Origin of the sequence: Burkholderia stagnalis (genome assembly GCF_902830275.1) — a bacterium.
Lineage (GTDB): Bacteria > Pseudomonadota > Gammaproteobacteria > Burkholderiales > Burkholderiaceae > Burkholderia > Burkholderia stagnalis.
Map to the genome: position 1 here is coordinate 99,413 of NZ_CADESW010000011.1, position 18,467 is coordinate 117,879.

Annotated in this window: 21 protein-coding genes and 1 pseudogene; 11 read left to right on the plus strand and 11 right to left on the minus strand. The window is 65.7% G+C overall.

The genetic code is table 11. The features are described from left to right. Positions 1–20 precede the first annotated feature (20 nt). Positions 21–386 (minus strand): annotated as a pseudogene (locus tag HWY45_RS19900) (transketolase-like TK C-terminal-containing protein); the annotation flags it as partial. Between the two features lie 220 nt (positions 387–606). Between HWY45_RS19900 and HWY45_RS19905 the strand changes: the two are divergent. The 4 genes from HWY45_RS19905 to HWY45_RS19920 all read left to right on the plus strand — a co-directional run bounded on the left by HWY45_RS19905 (position 607) and on the right by HWY45_RS19920 (position 4,536). After that, positions 607–1,065, plus strand: coding sequence for a MarR family winged helix-turn-helix transcriptional regulator (locus tag HWY45_RS19905; RefSeq protein WP_059884090.1), 459 nt, complete (start codon positions 607–609; stop codon positions 1,063–1,065). 320 nt (positions 1,066–1,385) lie between these two features. Further along, positions 1,386–2,033, plus strand: coding sequence for a glutathione S-transferase family protein (locus HWY45_RS19910; protein ID WP_059884091.1), 648 nt, complete (start codon positions 1,386–1,388; stop codon positions 2,031–2,033). A 167-nt stretch (positions 2,034–2,200) separates the two neighbouring features. Then, positions 2,201–3,721 (plus strand): purine-cytosine permease family protein, encoded by a 1,521-nt coding sequence (locus HWY45_RS19915; RefSeq protein ID WP_059884092.1) that lies wholly within the window; start codon positions 2,201–2,203, stop codon positions 3,719–3,721. A 203-nt stretch (positions 3,722–3,924) separates the two neighbouring features. Beyond that, positions 3,925–4,536, plus strand: a complete 612-nt coding sequence (locus HWY45_RS19920) for a cysteine hydrolase family protein (protein WP_059884093.1) — start codon at positions 3,925–3,927, stop codon at positions 4,534–4,536. A 66-nt stretch (positions 4,537–4,602) separates the two neighbouring features. Here the strand turns inward: HWY45_RS19920 and HWY45_RS19925 are convergent, their stop codons facing one another. Next, the gene (locus HWY45_RS19925) at positions 4,603–5,082 is read right to left on the minus strand and encodes a nuclear transport factor 2 family protein (RefSeq protein WP_059884094.1); all 480 of its coding nucleotides are present in this window, start codon (positions 5,080–5,082) and stop codon (positions 4,603–4,605) included. 255 nt (positions 5,083–5,337) lie between these two features. Here HWY45_RS19925 and HWY45_RS19930 point away from each other — a divergent pair, with 255 nt between their 5' ends. Then, positions 5,338–5,724, plus strand: coding sequence for a winged helix-turn-helix transcriptional regulator (locus HWY45_RS19930; RefSeq protein ID WP_059884095.1), 387 nt, complete (start codon positions 5,338–5,340; stop codon positions 5,722–5,724). An 84-nt stretch (positions 5,725–5,808) separates the two neighbouring features. Here the strand turns inward: HWY45_RS19930 and HWY45_RS19935 are convergent, their stop codons facing one another. Next, positions 5,809–6,183, minus strand: coding sequence for a YXWGXW repeat-containing protein (locus HWY45_RS19935; RefSeq protein WP_059884096.1), 375 nt, complete (start codon positions 6,181–6,183; stop codon positions 5,809–5,811). 571 nt (positions 6,184–6,754) lie between these two features. On the opposite strand from HWY45_RS19935, the gene HWY45_RS19940 reads away from it, so the two are divergent. Continuing rightward, positions 6,755–7,876 (plus strand): porin, encoded by a 1,122-nt coding sequence (locus tag HWY45_RS19940; RefSeq protein WP_059562953.1) that lies wholly within the window; start codon positions 6,755–6,757, stop codon positions 7,874–7,876. A gap of 210 nt (positions 7,877–8,086) precedes the next feature. Here HWY45_RS19940 and HWY45_RS19945 read toward each other — a convergent pair whose 3' ends face one another. After that, on the minus strand, positions 8,087–8,485 hold the full coding sequence (locus HWY45_RS19945) for a GreA/GreB family elongation factor (protein WP_059562952.1): 399 nt from the start codon (positions 8,483–8,485) through the stop codon (positions 8,087–8,089). 513 nt (positions 8,486–8,998) lie between these two features. On the opposite strand from HWY45_RS19945, the gene HWY45_RS19950 reads away from it, so the two are divergent. Continuing rightward, positions 8,999–9,328 (plus strand): DUF4148 domain-containing protein, encoded by a 330-nt coding sequence (locus HWY45_RS19950; RefSeq protein WP_059562951.1) that lies wholly within the window; start codon positions 8,999–9,001, stop codon positions 9,326–9,328. A 152-nt stretch (positions 9,329–9,480) separates the two neighbouring features. Here the strand turns inward: HWY45_RS19950 and HWY45_RS19955 are convergent, their stop codons facing one another. Beyond that, on the minus strand, positions 9,481–9,942 hold the full coding sequence (locus tag HWY45_RS19955) for a CBS domain-containing protein (protein ID WP_059562950.1): 462 nt from the start codon (positions 9,940–9,942) through the stop codon (positions 9,481–9,483). A gap of 177 nt (positions 9,943–10,119) precedes the next feature. Here HWY45_RS19955 and ribA point away from each other — a divergent pair, with 177 nt between their 5' ends. Both ribA and HWY45_RS19965 read left to right on the plus strand, forming a co-directional pair. Beyond that, the gene (gene ribA, locus HWY45_RS19960) at positions 10,120–10,770 is read left to right on the plus strand and encodes a GTP cyclohydrolase II (protein WP_059562949.1); all 651 of its coding nucleotides are present in this window, start codon (positions 10,120–10,122) and stop codon (positions 10,768–10,770) included. Positions 10,771–10,906: 136 nt separating this feature from the next. Next, positions 10,907–11,458, plus strand: coding sequence for a GNAT family N-acetyltransferase (locus HWY45_RS19965; RefSeq protein WP_081069862.1), 552 nt, complete (start codon positions 10,907–10,909; stop codon positions 11,456–11,458). 49 nt (positions 11,459–11,507) lie between these two features. Here the strand turns inward: HWY45_RS19965 and shc are convergent, their stop codons facing one another. Next, entirely contained in the window at positions 11,508–13,535 is a 2,028-nt protein-coding gene (shc, locus tag HWY45_RS19970; RefSeq protein ID WP_059884098.1) for a squalene--hopene cyclase, read from the minus strand. 66 nt (positions 13,536–13,601) lie between these two features. Between shc and HWY45_RS19975 the strand changes: the two genes are divergently transcribed. Then, positions 13,602–14,297, plus strand: a complete 696-nt coding sequence (locus HWY45_RS19975) for a TetR/AcrR family transcriptional regulator (RefSeq protein WP_059562946.1) — start codon at positions 13,602–13,604, stop codon at positions 14,295–14,297. Between the two features lie 75 nt (positions 14,298–14,372). Here the strand turns inward: HWY45_RS19975 and HWY45_RS19980 are convergent, their stop codons facing one another. The 4 genes from HWY45_RS19980 to HWY45_RS19995 all read right to left on the minus strand — a co-directional run bounded on the left by HWY45_RS19980 (position 14,373) and on the right by HWY45_RS19995 (position 16,888). Further along, complete coding sequence (locus HWY45_RS19980) at positions 14,373–14,579, minus strand: hypothetical protein (protein ID WP_155628678.1); 207 nt, start codon at positions 14,577–14,579, stop codon at positions 14,373–14,375. Between the two features lie 233 nt (positions 14,580–14,812). Then, positions 14,813–15,577: a hypothetical protein gene (locus tag HWY45_RS19985; RefSeq protein WP_175038308.1), complete on the minus strand. Its 765-nt coding sequence runs from the start codon at positions 15,575–15,577 to the stop codon at positions 14,813–14,815. 46 nt (positions 15,578–15,623) lie between these two features. After that, a complete protein-coding gene (locus tag HWY45_RS19990; protein WP_059562944.1) occupies positions 15,624–16,232 on the minus strand; it encodes an acyl-homoserine-lactone synthase in 609 nt (202 codons plus the stop codon). Positions 16,233–16,444: 212 nt separating this feature from the next. Beyond that, positions 16,445–16,888, minus strand: coding sequence for a DUF4902 domain-containing protein (locus HWY45_RS19995; protein ID WP_059804777.1), 444 nt, complete (start codon positions 16,886–16,888; stop codon positions 16,445–16,447). Between the two features lie 71 nt (positions 16,889–16,959). Between HWY45_RS19995 and HWY45_RS20000 the strand changes: the two genes are divergently transcribed. After that, a complete protein-coding gene (locus HWY45_RS20000; protein ID WP_017328975.1) occupies positions 16,960–17,679 on the plus strand; it encodes an autoinducer binding domain-containing protein in 720 nt (239 codons plus the stop codon). A 28-nt stretch (positions 17,680–17,707) separates the two neighbouring features. Here the strand turns inward: HWY45_RS20000 and HWY45_RS20005 are convergent, their stop codons facing one another. After that, on the minus strand, positions 17,708–18,415 hold the full coding sequence (locus HWY45_RS20005; protein WP_059562942.1) for an MgtC/SapB family protein: 708 nt from the start codon (positions 18,413–18,415) through the stop codon (positions 17,708–17,710). Between the last annotated feature and the right edge of the window lie 52 nt (positions 18,416–18,467).

The following is an 18,467-nucleotide window of genomic DNA, read 5'->3' on the forward strand; positions in this document are numbered from 1 at the left end:
GCCGATGGCCGGCGTATCCGTCACACCGTCGCCGGATCGACCTTGTCGATGTCGATCCCGTCGCGCCGGATCGCATCGCCGATGGTTGCGCGCGGCACTGCCCCGTCGTCGGCCAGCGCCTTCAGCGCGGCGAGCGCGATGAAGTGGCGATCGACCTCGAAGAACGTGCGCAGCGCCTCGCGCGTATCCGAGCGGCCGAAGCCGTCGGTGCCGAGCGCGACGAAGCGGCGGCCGTCGACGAACGCACGGATCGGGTCGCCGACGATCTTCATGTAGTCGGTCGCGACGACCACCGGCTCCGCGCGTCCATCGAGACACTGCTGCACGTACGGCACGCGCGGCTCCTGCTCGGGATGCAGCAGGTTCCAGCGCTCCGCGGCAATCGAGCATTCGCGGGTTTCCTGCGGATCGATGTCGGGCAGCGTGAGAGGTGCGGTGTCTCCAGAAGCATCAGGTTGCGCGGGGCGATGGTCGTGGCGCTGCGTCGCGCGACGGAACGCTCGCCAATAGGCGGGCGGATGATTGCAATTGCAATCGTATTGGGGGAATTGTATCGAGGTAAAATTTAATTGCAACTGCAATTAAACGACAGAGGAACGACCTGACATGACCGCACCCGCCCCCGATCTGTGGTTCTCGTTCGTCCGCGCGCACCGCACGATGATTCGCGAGATCGAGCGCCGCCTCGCGGATGCCGGCCTGCCCGCGTATGCGTGGTACGACGCGTTGTGGGGGCTCGAAAGCGGGCCCGACGGCACGCGGCGCATGCACGAACTGGCCGACGTGCTCGCGATCGAGCGCTACAACCTCACACGGCTCGTCGATCGCCTGGAGCAGGAAGGGCTCGTCGAGCGCGCGCGCTCGGCGGACGACGGCCGTGCCGCGTACGCGAGCATTACCGACAAGGGGCGTGCGCTGCGCAAGAAGATGTGGAAGGTGTACCAGTCGACGGTCACCGAGCTGTTTCTCGCCCAGTTCGGCGGCAAGGAGCAGGCGGCCGTGGCCGCCGCGCTCGATCGCGCGACTGCCGCCGCGCGCGAGGCCGCGGCCGATGCGAAGAAGTAGCCGGTTCAGGCGGTCGGCCGCATGACCGTCGCGCGCGAGCTGCGTATGGCTCGGACAGCTCCAGATCGTCGAATCGATGCGCCAGTCGTCGTGCAGCAGCGCGGCCGCCTGCTGCACTTGCGCGAGCGTGCTGCCCGCGCCGCACAGCCGGATATGCGCGGCGGCGGCGCCGGCGTCCGCGCGGGCGGACCGAATGGCGCAGTCTGCATGTCCCTCCTTCGAGTGCTGGAATCTTGCCGGAGCCGTCGGCCCCGCATAGGATTGCAATTGCAACGATTGTAGTTGCAACAATATGCGGACGACAACGATCAAGGACCGACATGACATCGACGCACTCCCTCACGTTCTACACGGCCGACACGCCGAACGGGCACAAGGTCGCCATCTACCTGGAAGAGGCCGGGCTCGCGCACGAGCGCGTGCACGTGAACCTGTCCGCCGGCGAGCAGCGCAGCCCGGCATTCCTGGCCATCAACCCGAACGGCAAGATCCCGGCCATCGTCGATCACGATGCCGGCCTCGCCGTGTTCGAATCCGGCGCGATCCTCGGCTATCTCGCCGAGAAGACGGGGTGCCTGCATCCTGAAACGCTGGCCGAGCGAACGGCGGTCCAGCAATGGCTGCATTTCCAGATCGGCGGCATCGGCCCGATGCTCGGCCAGCTCTGGTGGTTCCTGCGTGCATCGAAGACGGTCAATGCCGAGGCGATCGAACGCTACCGGAACGAGGCGCGGCGCTTGTACGGTGTCGTGAACGGCCGCCTGGCGGAATCGGCGTATCTCGCATCGTCGCGGTATTCGATTGCCGACATCGCCGCGTTTCCGTGGCTGCGCACGTCGCATGAACTCGATCTCGACGTCAGCGAATACCCGCACGTCGAGCGCTGGCTCGCGGACATCGCGGCGCGGCCGGCCGTACAACGGGGCCTGATCGCATGCCGCGCGCCGGCGGCCGAGCCGGCGCACTGACGGCGCGTCACCTGCCGGAAAACATTGTTCCTCGTCGTCGTAAACGTCTCGAATGCGTGATATTTGCGGCCCTCGATCTGTTTTAGAGTGGCCGCAAATATTGATGACGATGCGTCGCGCGGCCGCAGCCCCGGGCCGTGCAGACGCACCTGAGGAGCTGGAGACAAATGAGTGAAGGCAGGATTACGCAGGTCGAGTCGTTCGGTTTCGAGCGCATTCCCGATGCATCGCGCTACGCGCGGCCGATCGATCTGTTCCGGTTGCTGTTCGGCGGGTGCAACACGTTTTCCACATCGGTGCTCGGCAGCTTTCCCGTGCTGGTCGGGCTGTCGTTCAAGGCGGGCGTCTGCGCGATCCTGCTCGGCGTGCTCGCCGGCACCTGCATCCTTGCGCCGATGAGCCTGTTCGGGCCGCGCAACGGCACGAGCGACCCGGTATCGTCGGGCGCGCACTTCGGCATCCACGGCCGCATCGTCGGCTCGTTCCTCGCGCTGCTCACGTCGATCGCGTTCTTCTCGCTGGCGGTGTGGAGCTCGGGCGACGCGCTCGTCGGCGGCGCGCACAGCATGGTCGGCGTGCCCGTCAACGGCTTCACGCTCGGCGCGGCCTACATGGTGTTCGCGGTGCTCGTGCTGATCGTCTGCATCTACGGCTTCCGCTTCATGCTGTGGGTGAACAAGATCGCCGTGTGGGCCGCGAGCGTGCTGTTCGTCGCCGGGCTGTTCGCGTTCGCGGGCACGTTCGACATGAACTACGCGGGCACGCTGCAGCAAGGCAGCGCGGGCTTCTGGGCCGCGTTCATCGGCGCGGTGCTCGTCGCGCTGAGCAACCCCGTATCGTTCGCGTCGACGCTCGGCGACTGGGCGCGCTACATCCCGCGGCGCACGCCGAAGCATCGCGTGATGGGCGCCGTGTTCGCCGCGCAGGTCGCGACCTTCGTGCCGTTCTTCTTCGGCCTCGCGACCGCGACCCTCATCGCATCGCAGGCGCCCGCGTTCGTCGCATCGAACGATTACGTCGGCGGCCTGCTGGCGATTTCGCCGCGCTGGTTCCTGCTGCCGATGTGCCTGATCGCGATCATCGGCGGGATGTCGACCGGCACGACCGCGCTGTACGGCACGGGCCTCGACGTGTCGAGCATGTTCCCGCGCTTCCTGAACCGTGTGCGCGCAACGCTGCTGATCGGCACGATCGCGATCGCGTTCATCTTCATCGGCCGCTTCGCGTTCAACCTCGTCGAGAGCGTCGCGACGTTCTCGACGCTGATCTGCACGTTCAGCTGCCCGTGGATGGCGATCATGGTGATCGGCTACTTGACGCGCCGCGGGTTCTATCTCGCCGACGACCTGCAGGTGTTCAACCGCGGCCTGCGCGGCGGCCATTACTGGTTCGCGCACGGCTGGAACCTGCGCGCGATGGGCGCGTGGCTGCCGGCCGCGTTCCTCGGGCTGGCGTTCGTCAACCTGCCGGGGCAGTTCGTCGGGCCGCTCGGCCGGCTCTCGGGCGGGCTCGACCTCAGCGTGCCGGTGTCGTTGCTGGTGGGCGGCATCCTGTACCTGACGCTGCTGTCGCTGTTCCCGGAACCGGACGGCGTGTATGGCCCGGCCGGGCGGCGTTTCGTGCGCGGCGGCAAGCGCGCGGCGCACTCCGCGGGCGGCGCGCCGGCGATCCAGCCGAAAGGGTATTGAGCGCGGCGCGGGGTTGCCCGCCGCGCATCGCGCGTTGTCCGATTCGTTTGGCCCGATTCTTTCCGATGTTGTCCTGCGGGCCGCTGTCACATATGGCCGCGCCGCCCGACACTGGCGCTTCGCGGTATTTGCCGCGAACGGCACGGCCCGGCGCACGCCGGGCGATCACGTTCCGTTCAACCTCCATCTCGAGCGCGCGACGCATGCACCATCCCACCATCCGTACCATCGCTGGCGCGAGCGCGCCGACGTCGATCCGGGCCGCCGGCACGGCACTGCTGGTCATCGACTTCCAGAACGAGTATTTCGGCGGCCGGCTGCCGATTCCGGATGGCCCGCGCGCGCTGGCCAACGCGCGACGCGTGATCGCGCTTGCGGATCGCGCGGGCATCCCGGTCTTCCACATCCAGCACGTGGCGCCCGCCGACAGCCCGATCTTCGCCGACGCGAGCGAAGGCTTCCGGTTTCACGCGGACCTGCAGCCGGCGCCGCATCACGCGGTCGTGCGGAAAACGTCCGTCAGCGTGTTCCCGACGACCGATCTCGACGCGCGCCTCAAGGCGGCCGGCATCGACACGCTGCTCGTGACCGGCCTGATGACCCATGCGTGCGTGGCCGGCGCGGCGCGCGACGCGGTGCCGCTCGGCTACGCGGTCATCGTCGTAGACGACGCGTGCGCGACGCGCGATCTCGATGCCGCGGACGGCAGCGTCGTGCCGCATGGCGTGCTGCATCGCGCGTCGCTGGCCGCGCTCGAGGACACGTTCGCCGATGTGCTGACGACCGGGCAGGTGCTGGCGCTGGAAGTCGTTTGAAGGCGCTTGTTGACTTTGTCGGGCGCGGCCGTTTGCTTCCTGGCAAAGCGCGCCCGCCACGCAGCCTCAGAACATCGTGTTTGCGTTCGCGGATTTTTCCGGCACCGGCTGGATCACGTCCCAGTGCTCGACGATCTTGCCGCTCTTCACGCGGAAGATGTCGACTATCGCTTCCCCCCGGTCGCTCGGGCGGACGGACGAGTGGACGTGCAGGTAAACGAGATCGCCGTCGGTGGCGCTGCGCACGATCCGCGCGTGTGCTTGCGGATTCGCCTTGAATGCGCCGGTGAAGTACGAGACGAATGGTTGCTTGCCGTCCGGCACGTGCGGATTGTGCTGCTTGTAGTCGTCGGCCAAGACGGTCGCGGCCTCGGCGACTTCGTGCTTGTTGAAGACGCGGTCGTAGAACGTCAGCACGAGCTGGCGGTTTGCTTCCTCGGCGGCGAGGTCGCGCGTCGCCGGCTGGCTGGCGTGCGCCGCCGCGGCGCCGGCCAGCAGGCCGACGGCGACGAGGAGGGAGCGAAGGGACGAGCGGGAGGAGGCCATGGGCGTGTTCCTTGTCTGCGGGCGCTGCCGTCGACATCGATGCGTCACGGCGGACGCGCCGAATCGACGCGCAGGTTTCCTGATGAAGCAGTCGAGGCCGCCGGCTTCGAACATGCTTCGTTGAACTGTCGAAATGAGCCCGATTCCGGGCCGCTGGAATGGTACAGTTGCCGCCCGATCGTCACAAGAAGTCACGGCGGTGTGAACAGGTCACACCGCGATGACCTGCTCATTCCCGTGAAAGACCACCCGGCCATGCCGATCTCCACCGCAGGCGATCCGATCGCGTTCGACCAGCCTTGCCCGATTCGCGACGTGCTCGACCGGATCGGCGACCAATGGAGCCTGCTCGTGCTCGAGGCGCTTGCCGATGGCACGCTGCGCTTCAACGAGCTCAGCCGCGCGATCGACGATATTTCGAAGCAGATGCTGTCGCGCACGCTCAAGCGGCTGGAGCAGGACGGATTCATCAGCCGCACGCTGTACGCCGAAGTGCCGCCGCGCGTGGAATACGCGCTGACCGGGCTCGGCCGGTCGTTTCTCGTGCCGATGCGCGAGCTGGTCCGCTGGGCGGACGAGAACCATCGCGCGATTTGCGACGCGAGGCGTCAGGCGCGGGAGCGCGACGGCAACGTGAGTTAGTGTCGAAGTGCGGGGGCATCGCCCGATCGAAGGCGTTGCCCCGCGTCGTGCCGGTCGTGACGTGACTACCGCTGCGCACGGCGGCTAGCGCCAATACCCGTCGACGTACACCCACACCGGCCCCTGACGTCGCCAATAGCCGGGAATCCAGCGATGGCCGGGGCGGCGCGCGAGCCAGCGGCCGGGGATCCATACATATTGTCCACGCTGCCAGCGCCAGTAGCCGTCCGTCCATATATAGCCGTGCCGCCGTGGCGGCGGCGGGCGGCGGTCATGGCGGATCGGCGGCGGCGCGGCGCCCGGGCGGTCGTCATACGGCGGGCCGCCGGGCACGCGATGCGGGCCGGACGGCCGGTAGACGGGCGGAGCGGGCTGGGCCGAGGCGGCGCGGAGCCAGGCGCCCGTACCCATGAAGGCGGCGGTCAATCCGATGGTGCGCAATAGCGAGCGTCGATTCATGGCGTGTCCTGTTCTGCTGTCCGGGATGACGTACGTTATCCTGCCCGCCCTTGGGCGGGGTTACGTCGTCCGTTAAGGCTGTTACGGCATGTCACGGCCCGCCGCTTGTAGTGATGACGTGGAAAGAGGGTTGACGGCCATTCTTCGGATGTTTGGCGCCAGCACCGTCCGTTTTCGCTGCGAGCAACCCAATATTTGAGACAAAATTCGGTAACAATTACCGAATTCAGGTGGTTTGCGCGATTCCGCCTGTTGTTTCTATGCAACCGTCAAGACGGTGACACGAAAGAATGATGGGATGAAGGTCACCAAAAAGAGGTCGTCAAGAAGCCAAAAAGAAGCTTCAAAACAAATACTTATGACTCATCCCCGATTTCATTATTTCTAGTTCTGGAAAAGCTTATTTCTTTATTTGCGAATGGCGGGCCTAGGGTACACCCCTAAACTCACGGTTCCCAAACGGGCAACTATCCGGGTGCAGCCAGCAGGACCGATGGCGCTTCCGGACGGTTGCAGACCGTTTATGAACAAGGTCGCGAGACCTGCCTCTTTTTAGAAGGGAGCTCCACGAATGAACAAGACTCTGATCGTTGCAGCAGCTGCAGCATCGTTCGCAACCGTCGCTCACGCGCAAAGCAGCGTCACGCTGTACGGCGTGCTGGACGCAGGCATCACCTACACGAGCAACGTCCAGCCGGCACTGGGCCAAGCTGGCAAGTCGCGTTGGGCGATGGGTTCGGGTATTGACCAGAGCCGTTTCGGCCTGCGTGGCTCGGAAGACCTGGGTGGCGGCCTGAAGGCAATCTTCACGTTGGAAAGCGGCTTCAACATCGGTAACGGCAAGTTCTCGAACAACAACGGCATGTTCAACCGCCAAGCGTTTGTCGGTCTGTCGAGCCAATACGGCACCGTTACGCTGGGTAAGCAGTATGACGCAGTTCAAGACTACCTGGCTCCGCTGACCGCAACGGGCTCGTGGGGCGGCACGTACTTCGCGCACCCGCTGAACCTTGACCGTCTGAGCACGACCGGCGATGTCGCAGCGAACAACACGATCAAGTTCACGAGCGCGAACTACGCTGGCCTGCAATTCGGCGGCACGTACTCGTTCTCGAACAACACGAACTTCGGCAACAACCGTGCATACAGCGCGGGTGCTGCATACCAGTTCCAAGGTCTGAAGCTGGCTGCTGCATACTCGCAAGCGAACCTGGGTGACGGTACGAACGCAAACGGCGCGACGTCGTCGGCAATCGGTGGCATCGCTAGCCAAGGCCGCGTCCGCACGTACGGTGCTGCTGCTGGTTACGCATTCGGTCCGGCACAAGTCGGCGCTGCATGGACGCAAGCGCGTCTCGACAACAATGCAGTCGGTCTGAGCACGCTGCGCACTGACAACTATGAAGTCAACGCAAAGTACAACCTGACGCCGGCTCTCGGCCTGGGCGCTGCTTACACGTACACGAACGCGAAGATCAACAACAGCAGCACGCACTGGAACCAGTTCGGCCTGCAAGCTGACTACTCGCTGTCGAAGCGCACGGACGTCTACGCACAAGCTGTGTATCAGCGTGCAGCGAAGAACGGTATTGGCGCATCGATCTACAACGGCGAAGGCATCAGCAGCAACAACCTGCCGAGCTCGTCGATCAACCAAACCGCAGCAACGGTTGGTCTGCGTCACCGCTTCTAAGCGTGACGGCTGGGAAACCAGCTTTGCAGCTCTGAAAAAGGCGCCTTCGGGCGCCTTTTTTTTCGTCTGGACGATCCAGCCGCTGCGATCGAGCGCCGATCCTGGATGTTTCCGGTGGCGGCAGCACAAAAAAAGCGAGGCCCGAAATTCGGGGCCTCGCTTTTTTCATGCTCGGCGGCGCGCTTGGTGCAACCGCCGTCCAGCACCACGTCAGCGCGTGTATTCGCCGTTGGCTTCCGGCTGGAACACGATCTCCGCGACCTTCATCAGCTTTTCCACGCCGCTCGGCTGCATCACCTTCACGAGCTGGCCGCGCTGCGTGCCCAGCAGCGCCATGCCGACCGGGGAAAACACGTTCAGGCGCCCTTGTTCGAGATTGGCGGCATCCGGATAAACGATCGTCCAGGTCGTCCGCTCCTGGTTCGTTTCGTCGAGCAGCGTGATCTGCGAGTTCATCGTGACGACGTTGGCCTTGATGGCGTCCGGCTGGACGATATCCGCACGCTCCAGCAACGCGTCCAGCATGGCCTGGAAGCGCGGGTTGTGTTCGGCATGCTTCTCGAGGCGTGCAACGTCGAGTTCGGTCAGCTGATAAAGGCGTTGTTTCATGGCAGTTCTCCAATTGATCGGCAGGGCAGGCGAGGCTTACCTACGTGGATCGCCCGGAGCCTGTCTGACTTGGCTCCGGGAGGAGACTGGGTGGTCAGATCAAGCGCCGGGCAGGGGCGAGCGGAGCCTGGGCCGCGCGTCGAGCGAGAGGGTGAGCCGGGTTGCCGGCGAGCGCGCGCACGCCGTCCGGGCAGGACGTCGAAATAGCGGAAAACGTGAGCGCGCGCATGATGGGGGGGAATCGTCAGTCAAATAAACCTTACGATTCTACAACATCCTGGCGTGTGATGTGCATCGGCATGTCAGAAATTCGTCAGCAATTGTTGTCGAAATGACGCAAGTGAACGCGTTCTGATCTCACGGGGACCTACGATTTTTGTCAAAAACGCAACGCAGTATGTTCAAACCAAGGGTTTCCCCTTGGTCTGGCGGAGACTAGACTGCTTTCAATCGCTTCAGACAAACCTGCCGGAAGCGACGTGAAAACAGAACACATTTCGGAGGTAAGTCATCATGAAGTCGATCATCTACGCAGCGATTGCCGCTTCCGTTCTCGCCACCCCGCTTGCATCGTTCGCGCAATCGGAGCAAGGGCTGACCCGCGACCAGGTCAAGGCCGAGCTCGTCCAGCTCGAGCAGAACGGCTACAAGCCGCACGCCAGCGATTCGCAGTACCCGGCCGACATCCAGGCTGCCGAGCAGCGCATCCAGCCGAGCCAGCCGATGCTGGCGCACGCGGACACGAGCGGCTACGGTGCCGTGGCCGCCGGCGCGGCGCAATCGGGCGGCCGCCGCATGACGGAAGCGCCGAATCCCGTGAATTCGGTCTACTTCGGCAACTAAGCATCCCGGGTCTGCCCGCACGCATCCGACATCGACGAGCCGCGCGCCACAGGCGCGCCGCTCGCAAGCAGGCGCAGAACCTCCGTCGCCGCATTCCGGCGGCTTTCAGCCCAGACGCTCGCGCGTTTGGGCCTTTTTTGCTGGGAGCGCCGTCAGACGGACGTGACGGCCGGGGTTCCGTGGATGTAGTGCTCGAGCTGGCTGATCGTGAACTGCTGGTCGGCAATCACGCTCTTGACGAGGTCGCCGATCGAGATGAGGCCGACCAGCTTGCCGTCGTCGAGGACGGGCAGGTGGCGCATCCGGTGCTCGGTCATCAGCGCCATGCATTCGTCGCTGGACTGCGACGGTTCGACGTAGCGCACCTTGGAGGTCATGATCTCCTCGACGCGCGTCGCCTTCGACGAGCGGTCCTGCAGCACGATCTTGCGCGCGTAATCGCGCTCGGTAACGATGCCGGCGATGTCGTCACCGTCCACGACCAGCAGCGCGCCGATGCCCTTTTCGGCCATCAGCTTGATGGCGTCGTAGACGAGATCGGTCTTCGTGACGGTGTAGATAGTGCGGCCCGAATCCGGCTTGGCCTTGAGAATTTGCGCGACGGTCGTGCTCATACGCTTTCTCCGAGTGCTGGACAATGCAGGGAAGGCTGGGCGTGATGCGGGTCACCCGACGGGTTCAGTATAGCCGGGTGCGTGGCAGCAGGCGCGTGACAGATTGCAGATTAGCGGTAAACTTCCGTCACGTGCCATCCAGAAAATTCCTACATACCTGATCGTTTGACTGACTTCATGATGTCTTCGCGTTCCCAATCGCCCAAGCCGGGCAATGGCCAGGCCGACGAGTGCGTGACGCTCGTGGCTACCGCGTCGCTGCCCACGCGTTACGGCACGTTCACGTCGTATGCCTTCCGTGTGACGGGTAGCGATGCCGAACACCTCGCACTTGTGATGGGCGATGTCGCCGGCGAGCAGTCCGTGCTGACGCGGCTGCATTCCGAATGCCTGACCGGCGACGTGTTCGGTTCGTATCGCTGCGATTGCGGCGAGCAGCTCGACCTCGCGTTGCGCTATATCGCCGCGGAAGACCGCGGCGTGCTGCTTTACCTGCGTGGCCATGAAGGGCGCGGGATCGGCCTGAGCAACAAGATTCGCGCGTATGCGCTGCAGGAGCAGGGGCGGGACACGGTCGAGGCGAACCTCGATCTCGGCCTGCCCGACGACGCCCGCGAATACGATTCCGCCGCCGCAATCCTGCGCATCCTCGGCGTGACGTCGGTGCGCCTGATGAGCAACAATCCGAAGAAATTCGACACCCTCGTGAAGCACGGCATTCCCGTGTGCGAACGGGTGGCGCTGGCGGTGCCGGTGCGCGAGGAAAACGAGCGCTATATCCGCACCAAGCAGACGAAGTTCGGGCATTACTTCGAGGAAAACGAGTGACGCGTGTCGATGCGCGTGCATCGAAGCCCGTCCGCCGGCCTCAGCCATGGCGCATCGGCAGGATGATTGCGCGCGCAGCGTTCTGTTGCCGGCGGTGCGGCGGACGACCCGACCCGGCTGACGGATGAGTGCTGCAATGAAGATCGTGACGGAGCGCCTGACGCTGCGCCGCTGGCGGCTGGACGATGCCGCGTCGTTCGCGGCGCTGCATGCCGATGCAGGGATGACGGCGTGGCTCGCGCGCGGCCCGATGACGGCGGCCGAGGCCCGCAGCGATATCGAGCGGTTCGACGCGCATTTCGACGAGCACGGTTTTGGCCCGTGGGCGGTCGAGCGCCGCGTCGACCGCGCATTGATCGGCCTCTGCGGGCTGCGTCAGGTGAGCGGCGTCGAGCATCCGATGGCGCCTTGCGTGGAAATCGCGTGGCGGCAAGCGCATGCCGCGTGGGGGCAGGGGTATATGGCCGAAGCGGCGTCGGCGGCGCTTGCCGACGGGTTCCAGCGGATCGGGCTGGCCGAGGTCTTCGCGTGGACCGCCGACAGCAATCTCCGCTCGCAGCGTGTGATGCAGCGTATCGGCATGCAGCCGCAACCCGTGCGGGACTTCGATCATCCGGCGCTTGCGGCGGGGCATCCGTTGCGCCGGCATGTGGTGTACGTCGCCCGGCGGCGTACGACGTCAGGCTGAGCGGCCGGCGAGCCGCTCACCGAGGCCACGCGGCAGCGCCGCGCACCGCTCACGCCACCGCTTGATCGGCGATCGCGTTCGCCGTGCCGGGATCGCGCACAGGCGGCGCGGACTGCGCGCCGGCGAGACGCCGATAGCGCGCCAGCGCCCACAGCGGGAAATACGCGGTGTAGCCGTGATACTTCAGGTAGAAGATGCGCGGAAAACCCGGGGCGTTGTGCGAGCGATGCCACCAGAAGCCGTCGTCCTGCTGGACCGACAGCAGGTACGCGATGCCTCGGCGCACGGAATCGGATTGCCAGTCGCCGAACGCCATTTGCGCAAGCAGCGCCCACGCGGTGTAGTTCGACGTGCTCTCGCCGTAGTTGGTCCCGCCGAGGCGCGGATCGGCGTAGCTGTCGTTCGTCTCGCCCCAGCCGCCGTCCGCGTGCTGCTGCGCACGAAGCCAGTCGAGCGCACGCACGATGTACGGCTGCGACTTGTCCTCGCCCGACAGCGCGAGGCCGGCGAGCACGCTCCACGTGCCGTACAGATAGTTCGTGCCCCAGCGGCCCCACCAGCTTCCGTCCGGTTGCTGCGTACGCTTCACGTACTCGATGCAGCGGGCGCGCGCCGCCTTGTCTTCCTCGCGCCGCGTGACGCCGAAACATAGCAGCACGCGGCCCGACACATCCTCGGTCGGCGGGTCGAGCAGCGCGCCATGGTCGGCGAACGGGATCGCATTGAGATACATGCGATCGCAATCCGCATCGAACGCGCCGAAGCCGCCGTTGCGCGACTGCAGCCCGCGCATCCAGTCGAGCGCGCGCGAGACGCGTTCCGCGTACGGATCCTTGCCCGATACACGCGCTTGCGCGCGACCTCGGCGATCGAGCATCGCCGTGACGACCGCGGTGTCGTCGATATCCGGATAGTGCGGATTCGCGTACTGAAACGCCCAGCCGCCCGGTGGCGTGCCGCGTCGTGCGTTCTCGCGCCAGTCGCCCTCCAGGTCGTTCACCTGGCGCGTTGCCAGCCAGTCGTATGCACGCGCGATGCGCGCATCGAGTTCGCGATCGGGAACCTGGGCATCCTGCGTCGCGCCGCGCGCCTGCTCGAGCGCCATCGTGCTCCAGGCTGTGTCCCATACCGGGGAGAGGCAGGGCTGGCAATACATGCTGCCGTCCGCGCGCGTGACCAGCAGCTTCTCCAGCGCGTTTTCGCAATCACGCCGCAGCGGATGGTCTTCCGGGTAGCCGAGGACTTCCATCATCTGATAGCTGTACACGATCGGCGGAAAGATCCCGCCCAGCCCGTCTTCGCCGTTCATGCGCTCCGCGCACCATGCTTCGGCGTGCCGGATCGCGCGTTGCCGCAGGCGCTTCGGCAGCAGGGGCTCGACGTGCCGGACGACGCGGTCCATCGCCAGAAAGAGCTTGCGCATCCCGGTGGCGGGCGGGAAGTAGCGACGCTCCTCGTCGGGCGGCGTGACGAACAGTTCGCGGATCGACACGTTGCGCGGATTGCGCGCGCGCGCCTTGAGCGAGCACAGCACCAGCAGTGGCACCATCGTCGTGCGCGCCCAGTAGGCGACCTTGTACATCGAGATCGGCACCCACTTCGGAAACAGTACGAACTCGATCGGCATGAACGGCGCTGCGCGCCACGGCACCTGGCCGAACGTCGCGAGCAGGATGCGGGTGAACACGTTCGAGCGGGCCGCGCCACCGAGCTTCAGGATGGTTTCCCGCGCCCGCACCATGTGCGGCGCATGCTCGGAATCGCCCGCCGCCTTCAGCGCGAAGTACGCCTTCACGCTGCACGAGATGTCCGGCGCCCCATCCACGTACAGATCCCACGCGCCATGCGAGTCGAGCCGCTGGATCGCGCGCAGGTAGCGCGCCATCTGCGCCTGCCGGACCTCGTCGATCTTGTCCATGAAATGCATCATCAGGATGTATTCCGCGGTGATCGTCGCGTCGGATTCGAGTTCGAAACACCAGCTGCCGTCGGGCTGCTGAAGATGGGCGAGGGCGTCGCGCCCGCGGACGATCGCCGCGTCGAGCGCGGCGGAGGAGAAAACGGGGATCGGATTCATGCGCGAAATAATACCATCCAGATGGAATGTTTGAGTGGAAGCTGGAGGCGGTGATAAGATCCGCGCATGAACAGACATGTCGACATGGCGCCGTACGGCGCGCCCGCGCAGACCGATTCTGCCGGGGCCGCCGGCGCGCCCGCAGCAGAGCAGGCCGCAGCCCCCACACCCGCCGCGACGGTAGCGCTCGCCGGCGTGCGGCGCAAGAAGGCGCCCGAGCAGGTGCGGGCGCGGCTTCTCGTCGCCGCATCGGAGATCGTGACGGAGCATGGCGTGCAGGCGCTGACGCTGGAGGCCGTGGCCAAGCGCGCCAACGTGACGAAAGGGGCGCTGCAATATCATTTCGAGAACAAGCAGGGTTTGCTCGATGCCCTTTTCGAGCAGACGACGACGCGGTTCGGCGCGCAGATGGACGCGCGGATCGCTGCCGATCCGCAGCCTGCCGGCGCCGCCGCACGCGCATACGTGCACACGACGCTCGACGAGACGAACCCCGCGGCCAGCATCGATCTGCTGCGCGCCCTCGTGGCATCGATGGTGAGCGAGCCGCGCACGCGTGCACGCTGGGCCGTGCCGCTGCGCGAATGGACGCGCCCCGATCCGGTGCCGCTCGAGCAGGCGGCGACGCTGATGATCTGCCGGCTTGCGGCCGACGGGCTGTGGTTTGCGAATATTCTCGGTTTCCAGGACGACATGCCGGACGACCTGCGCGCGGAAATCGTTCGTCAGCTCGAGCGCCTGACACGCGTGGGTGCTGCGTGAACGGCCGAGCGTTGGGCGTGAAAGTTTGAACGATCGTCAGCCGGATCTTCGGCGACCCGTCACTGGGCCATACCGTCAGTCGCGATGGGCGGCCGCGCTGGAATACGTGTTCGGGCTCGTTGCCAAGGGGACGATGGTGCTGGCCGTGCTGATCATGGTGGCCATATCGATCATCACGGGCGACGCGGGTGGAACAGGCTCAATGCCGTGGCCGAGGACGAGAAAAGGTCGGTGGCGTTTGCTGCTTGTGCCGGCGCTATCGGTCGCGATCGTCGCCGCCACGCTCTACTTCATGAAGCGAGGCGGTGGGCATCTCGCTGGCAGCTAGCCGGATCGACTGCGTATCGGGGCCGACGCAGGCAATAAAAAAGCCCGCTGCTTGAGCGGGCCGAATCCATGTTGGAGACATGGAGGAGACAGATGCAAATTTAAGGGAAAACCCTAGCAATGGCAAGAGCCCGTTGTATTTCTGCAACTTGCTGGGCCTGTCACCATCGCTTCACGGTGCCGGGCGTTCAAGCGCCCCTGCGCGCCCGATGTTCGCCGAACCGCTCCTGGGCGATCGGCAGCGCGAACTTGTCGCGCATTTCCGTTTCGATCCAGGCGCACGCTTCACGCGCGCAGTCGTTCAGCTCATGCCGGGAGGCATGCCCGTCGATGTCGTAGACGAAGCGCACGCCGACTTCGTCGTCGGCGAGTTGCCGCTCGAGCTGGTTGAGGTGCAATTGCGGCGTATGCCGTTGTGCGAGCGCGCGCAGTTCGTCGAAGTGATATTCGAGCCAGTCGGCCAGGAACAGCGCGTCGCTGCGGCAAGGCAGGCGGAACGCCGCTCGGCGCGACAGGCGCGCGCCGTCGGTCGACGCCATGGCGGGGTTGCGCGACGTGCCGGCCGGCGCGGCTGCCGGATCGGAAACGGGCGCGAGCGGGTGCTGGATATGCCGGTACGGCTCCCGGTCGCGCAGCGCATGCCACAACAGTTCGTCGCTGGCCGCGCCCGACGGCTGCATCGTCAGGTCGTGGTGGCCGTCGCCGGCCGCGGCGACTTCGCGGATCACGAGGCGCAGCGAGCAGAGAGGCTCGTCCCCGGCCAGCAGCGTGGCCGCGCGCGGCAGCCCGCAGACGAGCGGAGCAGGGCCCGCGGCACGGAACACCAGCCCGCGGCGGTCGAGCCGGACCAGCGGCAGCGGCTCGGGGAACGACGGATACGCGACGGCGATGCGCGCGCCGTCGGCACTCGTCAATGCCGGCATCATCGAGCGAAAGACCGTTGAATGGTCCACGTTGACTCTCCTTCGAATACTGTGCCGCCCGAGCGAAGGGATGCGCTCAGGCGGCGATGGCTTGCCCGGTGCCGGACCCCGGGGTGATTCCAAGCGCTGCAAACGTTTGTGGATCGATATCGATCCAGCAGGCGACGACCATCCGACCGTCGATCATCTTCGGCGGGCCGGCGCGGTGCGCATGCACGCCGATGCGGCGGAACAGGCGCTCCATGCTGGCGAACGTCACGCCGATCAGCCGCTGCGCGCCGAGCTGCGCCGCGCACTCGACCACCGCCGCCAGCATCGGCCGCACCGCCCAGGCCGCGTTTTCCGCGGTGCCTTCGTCGCCGGTTGCCGCGAAGCGCGACAGCTCCCACACCGCGGCCGATTGCGGCAGCGGCATGTCCTCGGCGATCAGGTCCGCGAACAACGACTTCAGCAGGTACGGGCGCGTGGTCGGCAGCAGACGCGCGCATCCGCACATCTCGCCGTGGCCGTTCCGCGCGAATACGTATACGGTATCGTCGCGATCGAACTGGTCGCGCTCGAAGCACTCGTTCGCCGACGGGAGCGACCACCCGAGCTGTTCGACGAACACTCGATGCCGGTAACGCCCGATATCCGCCGCGAGTTCGTGTGGTAACCGCCCTTCTTCGTGAACGAAGGTCCGCATGGTGTCCTCGGATGTTTGCTTGGTATGCACGCATTACAGCGCGCGTCCCGAGGGGGCGGTAACTGGTAACTCTTACAGGGTGGCCGGTGAAAATAACCGGCGTGGGCGTGGTAACGGTTTCTTGATCGCCGGGATTGAAAACTGGCGCGGATTTGCTTATAAAGAGCGCCAACGCTGCTGAATCATCGGATGAATGCGCGGCTGGCCGGTTGTCACTGGAGCGTCGGCCCGGCATGATAGGCGTCGCGATGCGCGAACACGGCGAACGCGACGGCCGTCGGCCAGTCGAGGCGGGCGAGGCGGGCCACGAGCGCGGCGGCGGTGCGGAACATGCCGATGTCGGCGCCGCTGGCGTCGGTGGCCATGACATTGCTGCGGACGTCGCCGCCGGCGATCACGAACGTGCCTGACGCACGTTCGAGATACCAGTCCCAGCCGAGCGTGACGTAGGCGATGCCGGGGCGGGCGGGCCGTTGCCACTCGGTGTAGCCGGCCAGGCGGGCGTCGATCGCGCTGCTGCGCAGCTCGACCAGCAGCGACGCATCGATGCCGCTGGAAACATGGTCGAGCGCAAGCTCGGCCAGTGCGCTTTCGGACAGGCGCACGTAGCCGTCCGGAGACGGGCCGTGGAAGGGGTACAGCAAAGGTGAGGTCATGCGCGGAATGTATCAGCCCCACCTGGGGCTGAAACCTGATAAGTATGACAGCGTGACGTGTCGGAGAACGAATGGAACTGCGCTGGCAGGATGCCTACCAACAATTCAGCGCCGCTGAAGACGAGCACCAGCTCTTTCAGCGGATTGCCGCGTATTCGAAGCGCCTGGGCTTCGAGTACTGCTGTTATGGGATCCGGGTGCCGCTGCCGGTGTCGAAGCCGACCGTCGCGATCTTCGACACCTACCCGGACGGCTGGATGGCCCATTACCAGGCGAACAACTACATCGAGATCGACTCGACGGTCCGCGACGGCGCGCTCAGCACCAACATGATCGTATGGCCGGACGTCGACAAGATCGGGCCGTCGCCGTTGTGGCAGGACGCGCGCGACTACGGCCTGTCGGTCGGCGTCGCGCAGTCGAGCTGGGCGGCGCGCGGAGCGTTCGGCCTGCTGAGCATCGCGCGCCACGCCGATCCGCTCACGCCCGCCGAAATCAACATGCTGACGCTGCAGACCAACTGGCTCGCGAACCTGTCGCATTCGCTGATGAGCCGCTTCATGGTGGCGAAGCTGTCGCCCGAAGCGAGCGTCGCGCTGACCGCGCGCGAGCGCGAAGTGCTGTGCTGGACCGCCGAGGGCAAGACGGCGTGCGAGATCGGCCAGATCCTCAGCATCTCCGAGCGAACGGTCAACTTCCACGTGAACAACGTCCTCGAGAAGCTCGGCGCGACCAACAAGGTGCAGGCGGTCGTCAAGGCGATCTCGGCCGGGCTCATCGATACGCCGTAACGCGCGGCGCGCCCGGCCCGCGCGCCGCTCACTCCATCAGCGGTTCCGCTTCCTTCGCGGTCCAGCTCACGCTGGAAATGCTTTTCTCCATGCTGATCCGGCTCGCGATCTGCTCGAGCTTCGGCTGGTCCTTCGGATGCAGCTTCAGCGTCGCGGTGACCTTCAGCCGGTTGGGCTGATCGGGCACGTCCTCGCTCGTCAGGCTCTGGAACGACAACGGTTTCGCATACATCGAATTCGACAGCAGCGTGCGGATGTGCACCTCGTCCGCCTCGAGGCAGATCACCGTGATCTGGTACTCGCGCACGAGGTCGGCATTCGACACGGGCGTCGCGTTGATTGCCTGGCTGACGCCGCGCAGCACCGTGTTGGTGAGCAGCACGACGCCCGTACCGGCCAGCGCGGGCACGTAATGGCCGGAGCCCGACAGCACGCCGACGGCGGCCGAACACCACAGCGTCGCGGCCGTGTTGATGCCCTGGATCGAGCCCTTGTCGCGCATGATCACGCCGCCGCCGAGGAAGCCGACGCCGGACACGACATACGCGGCGATCTGCGTGACGCCCGCGACGCCGTTGCCGGTCAGCACGCCGAGCGTCACGAACAGGCAGGCGCCGCTCGCGACCAGCGTGATCGTGCGTAGCCCCGCGGTGCGCTGGCGCATCTGGCGTTCAAGGCCGATCGCGACGCCGCAGGCGAACGCGGTAAAAAGTCGAAGTGCGAAATCGAAAGTCATGAGTTGTCCTGCCGTACGGGGCGCGCATGCGGGCTCGCATCGTGCCGGCGTC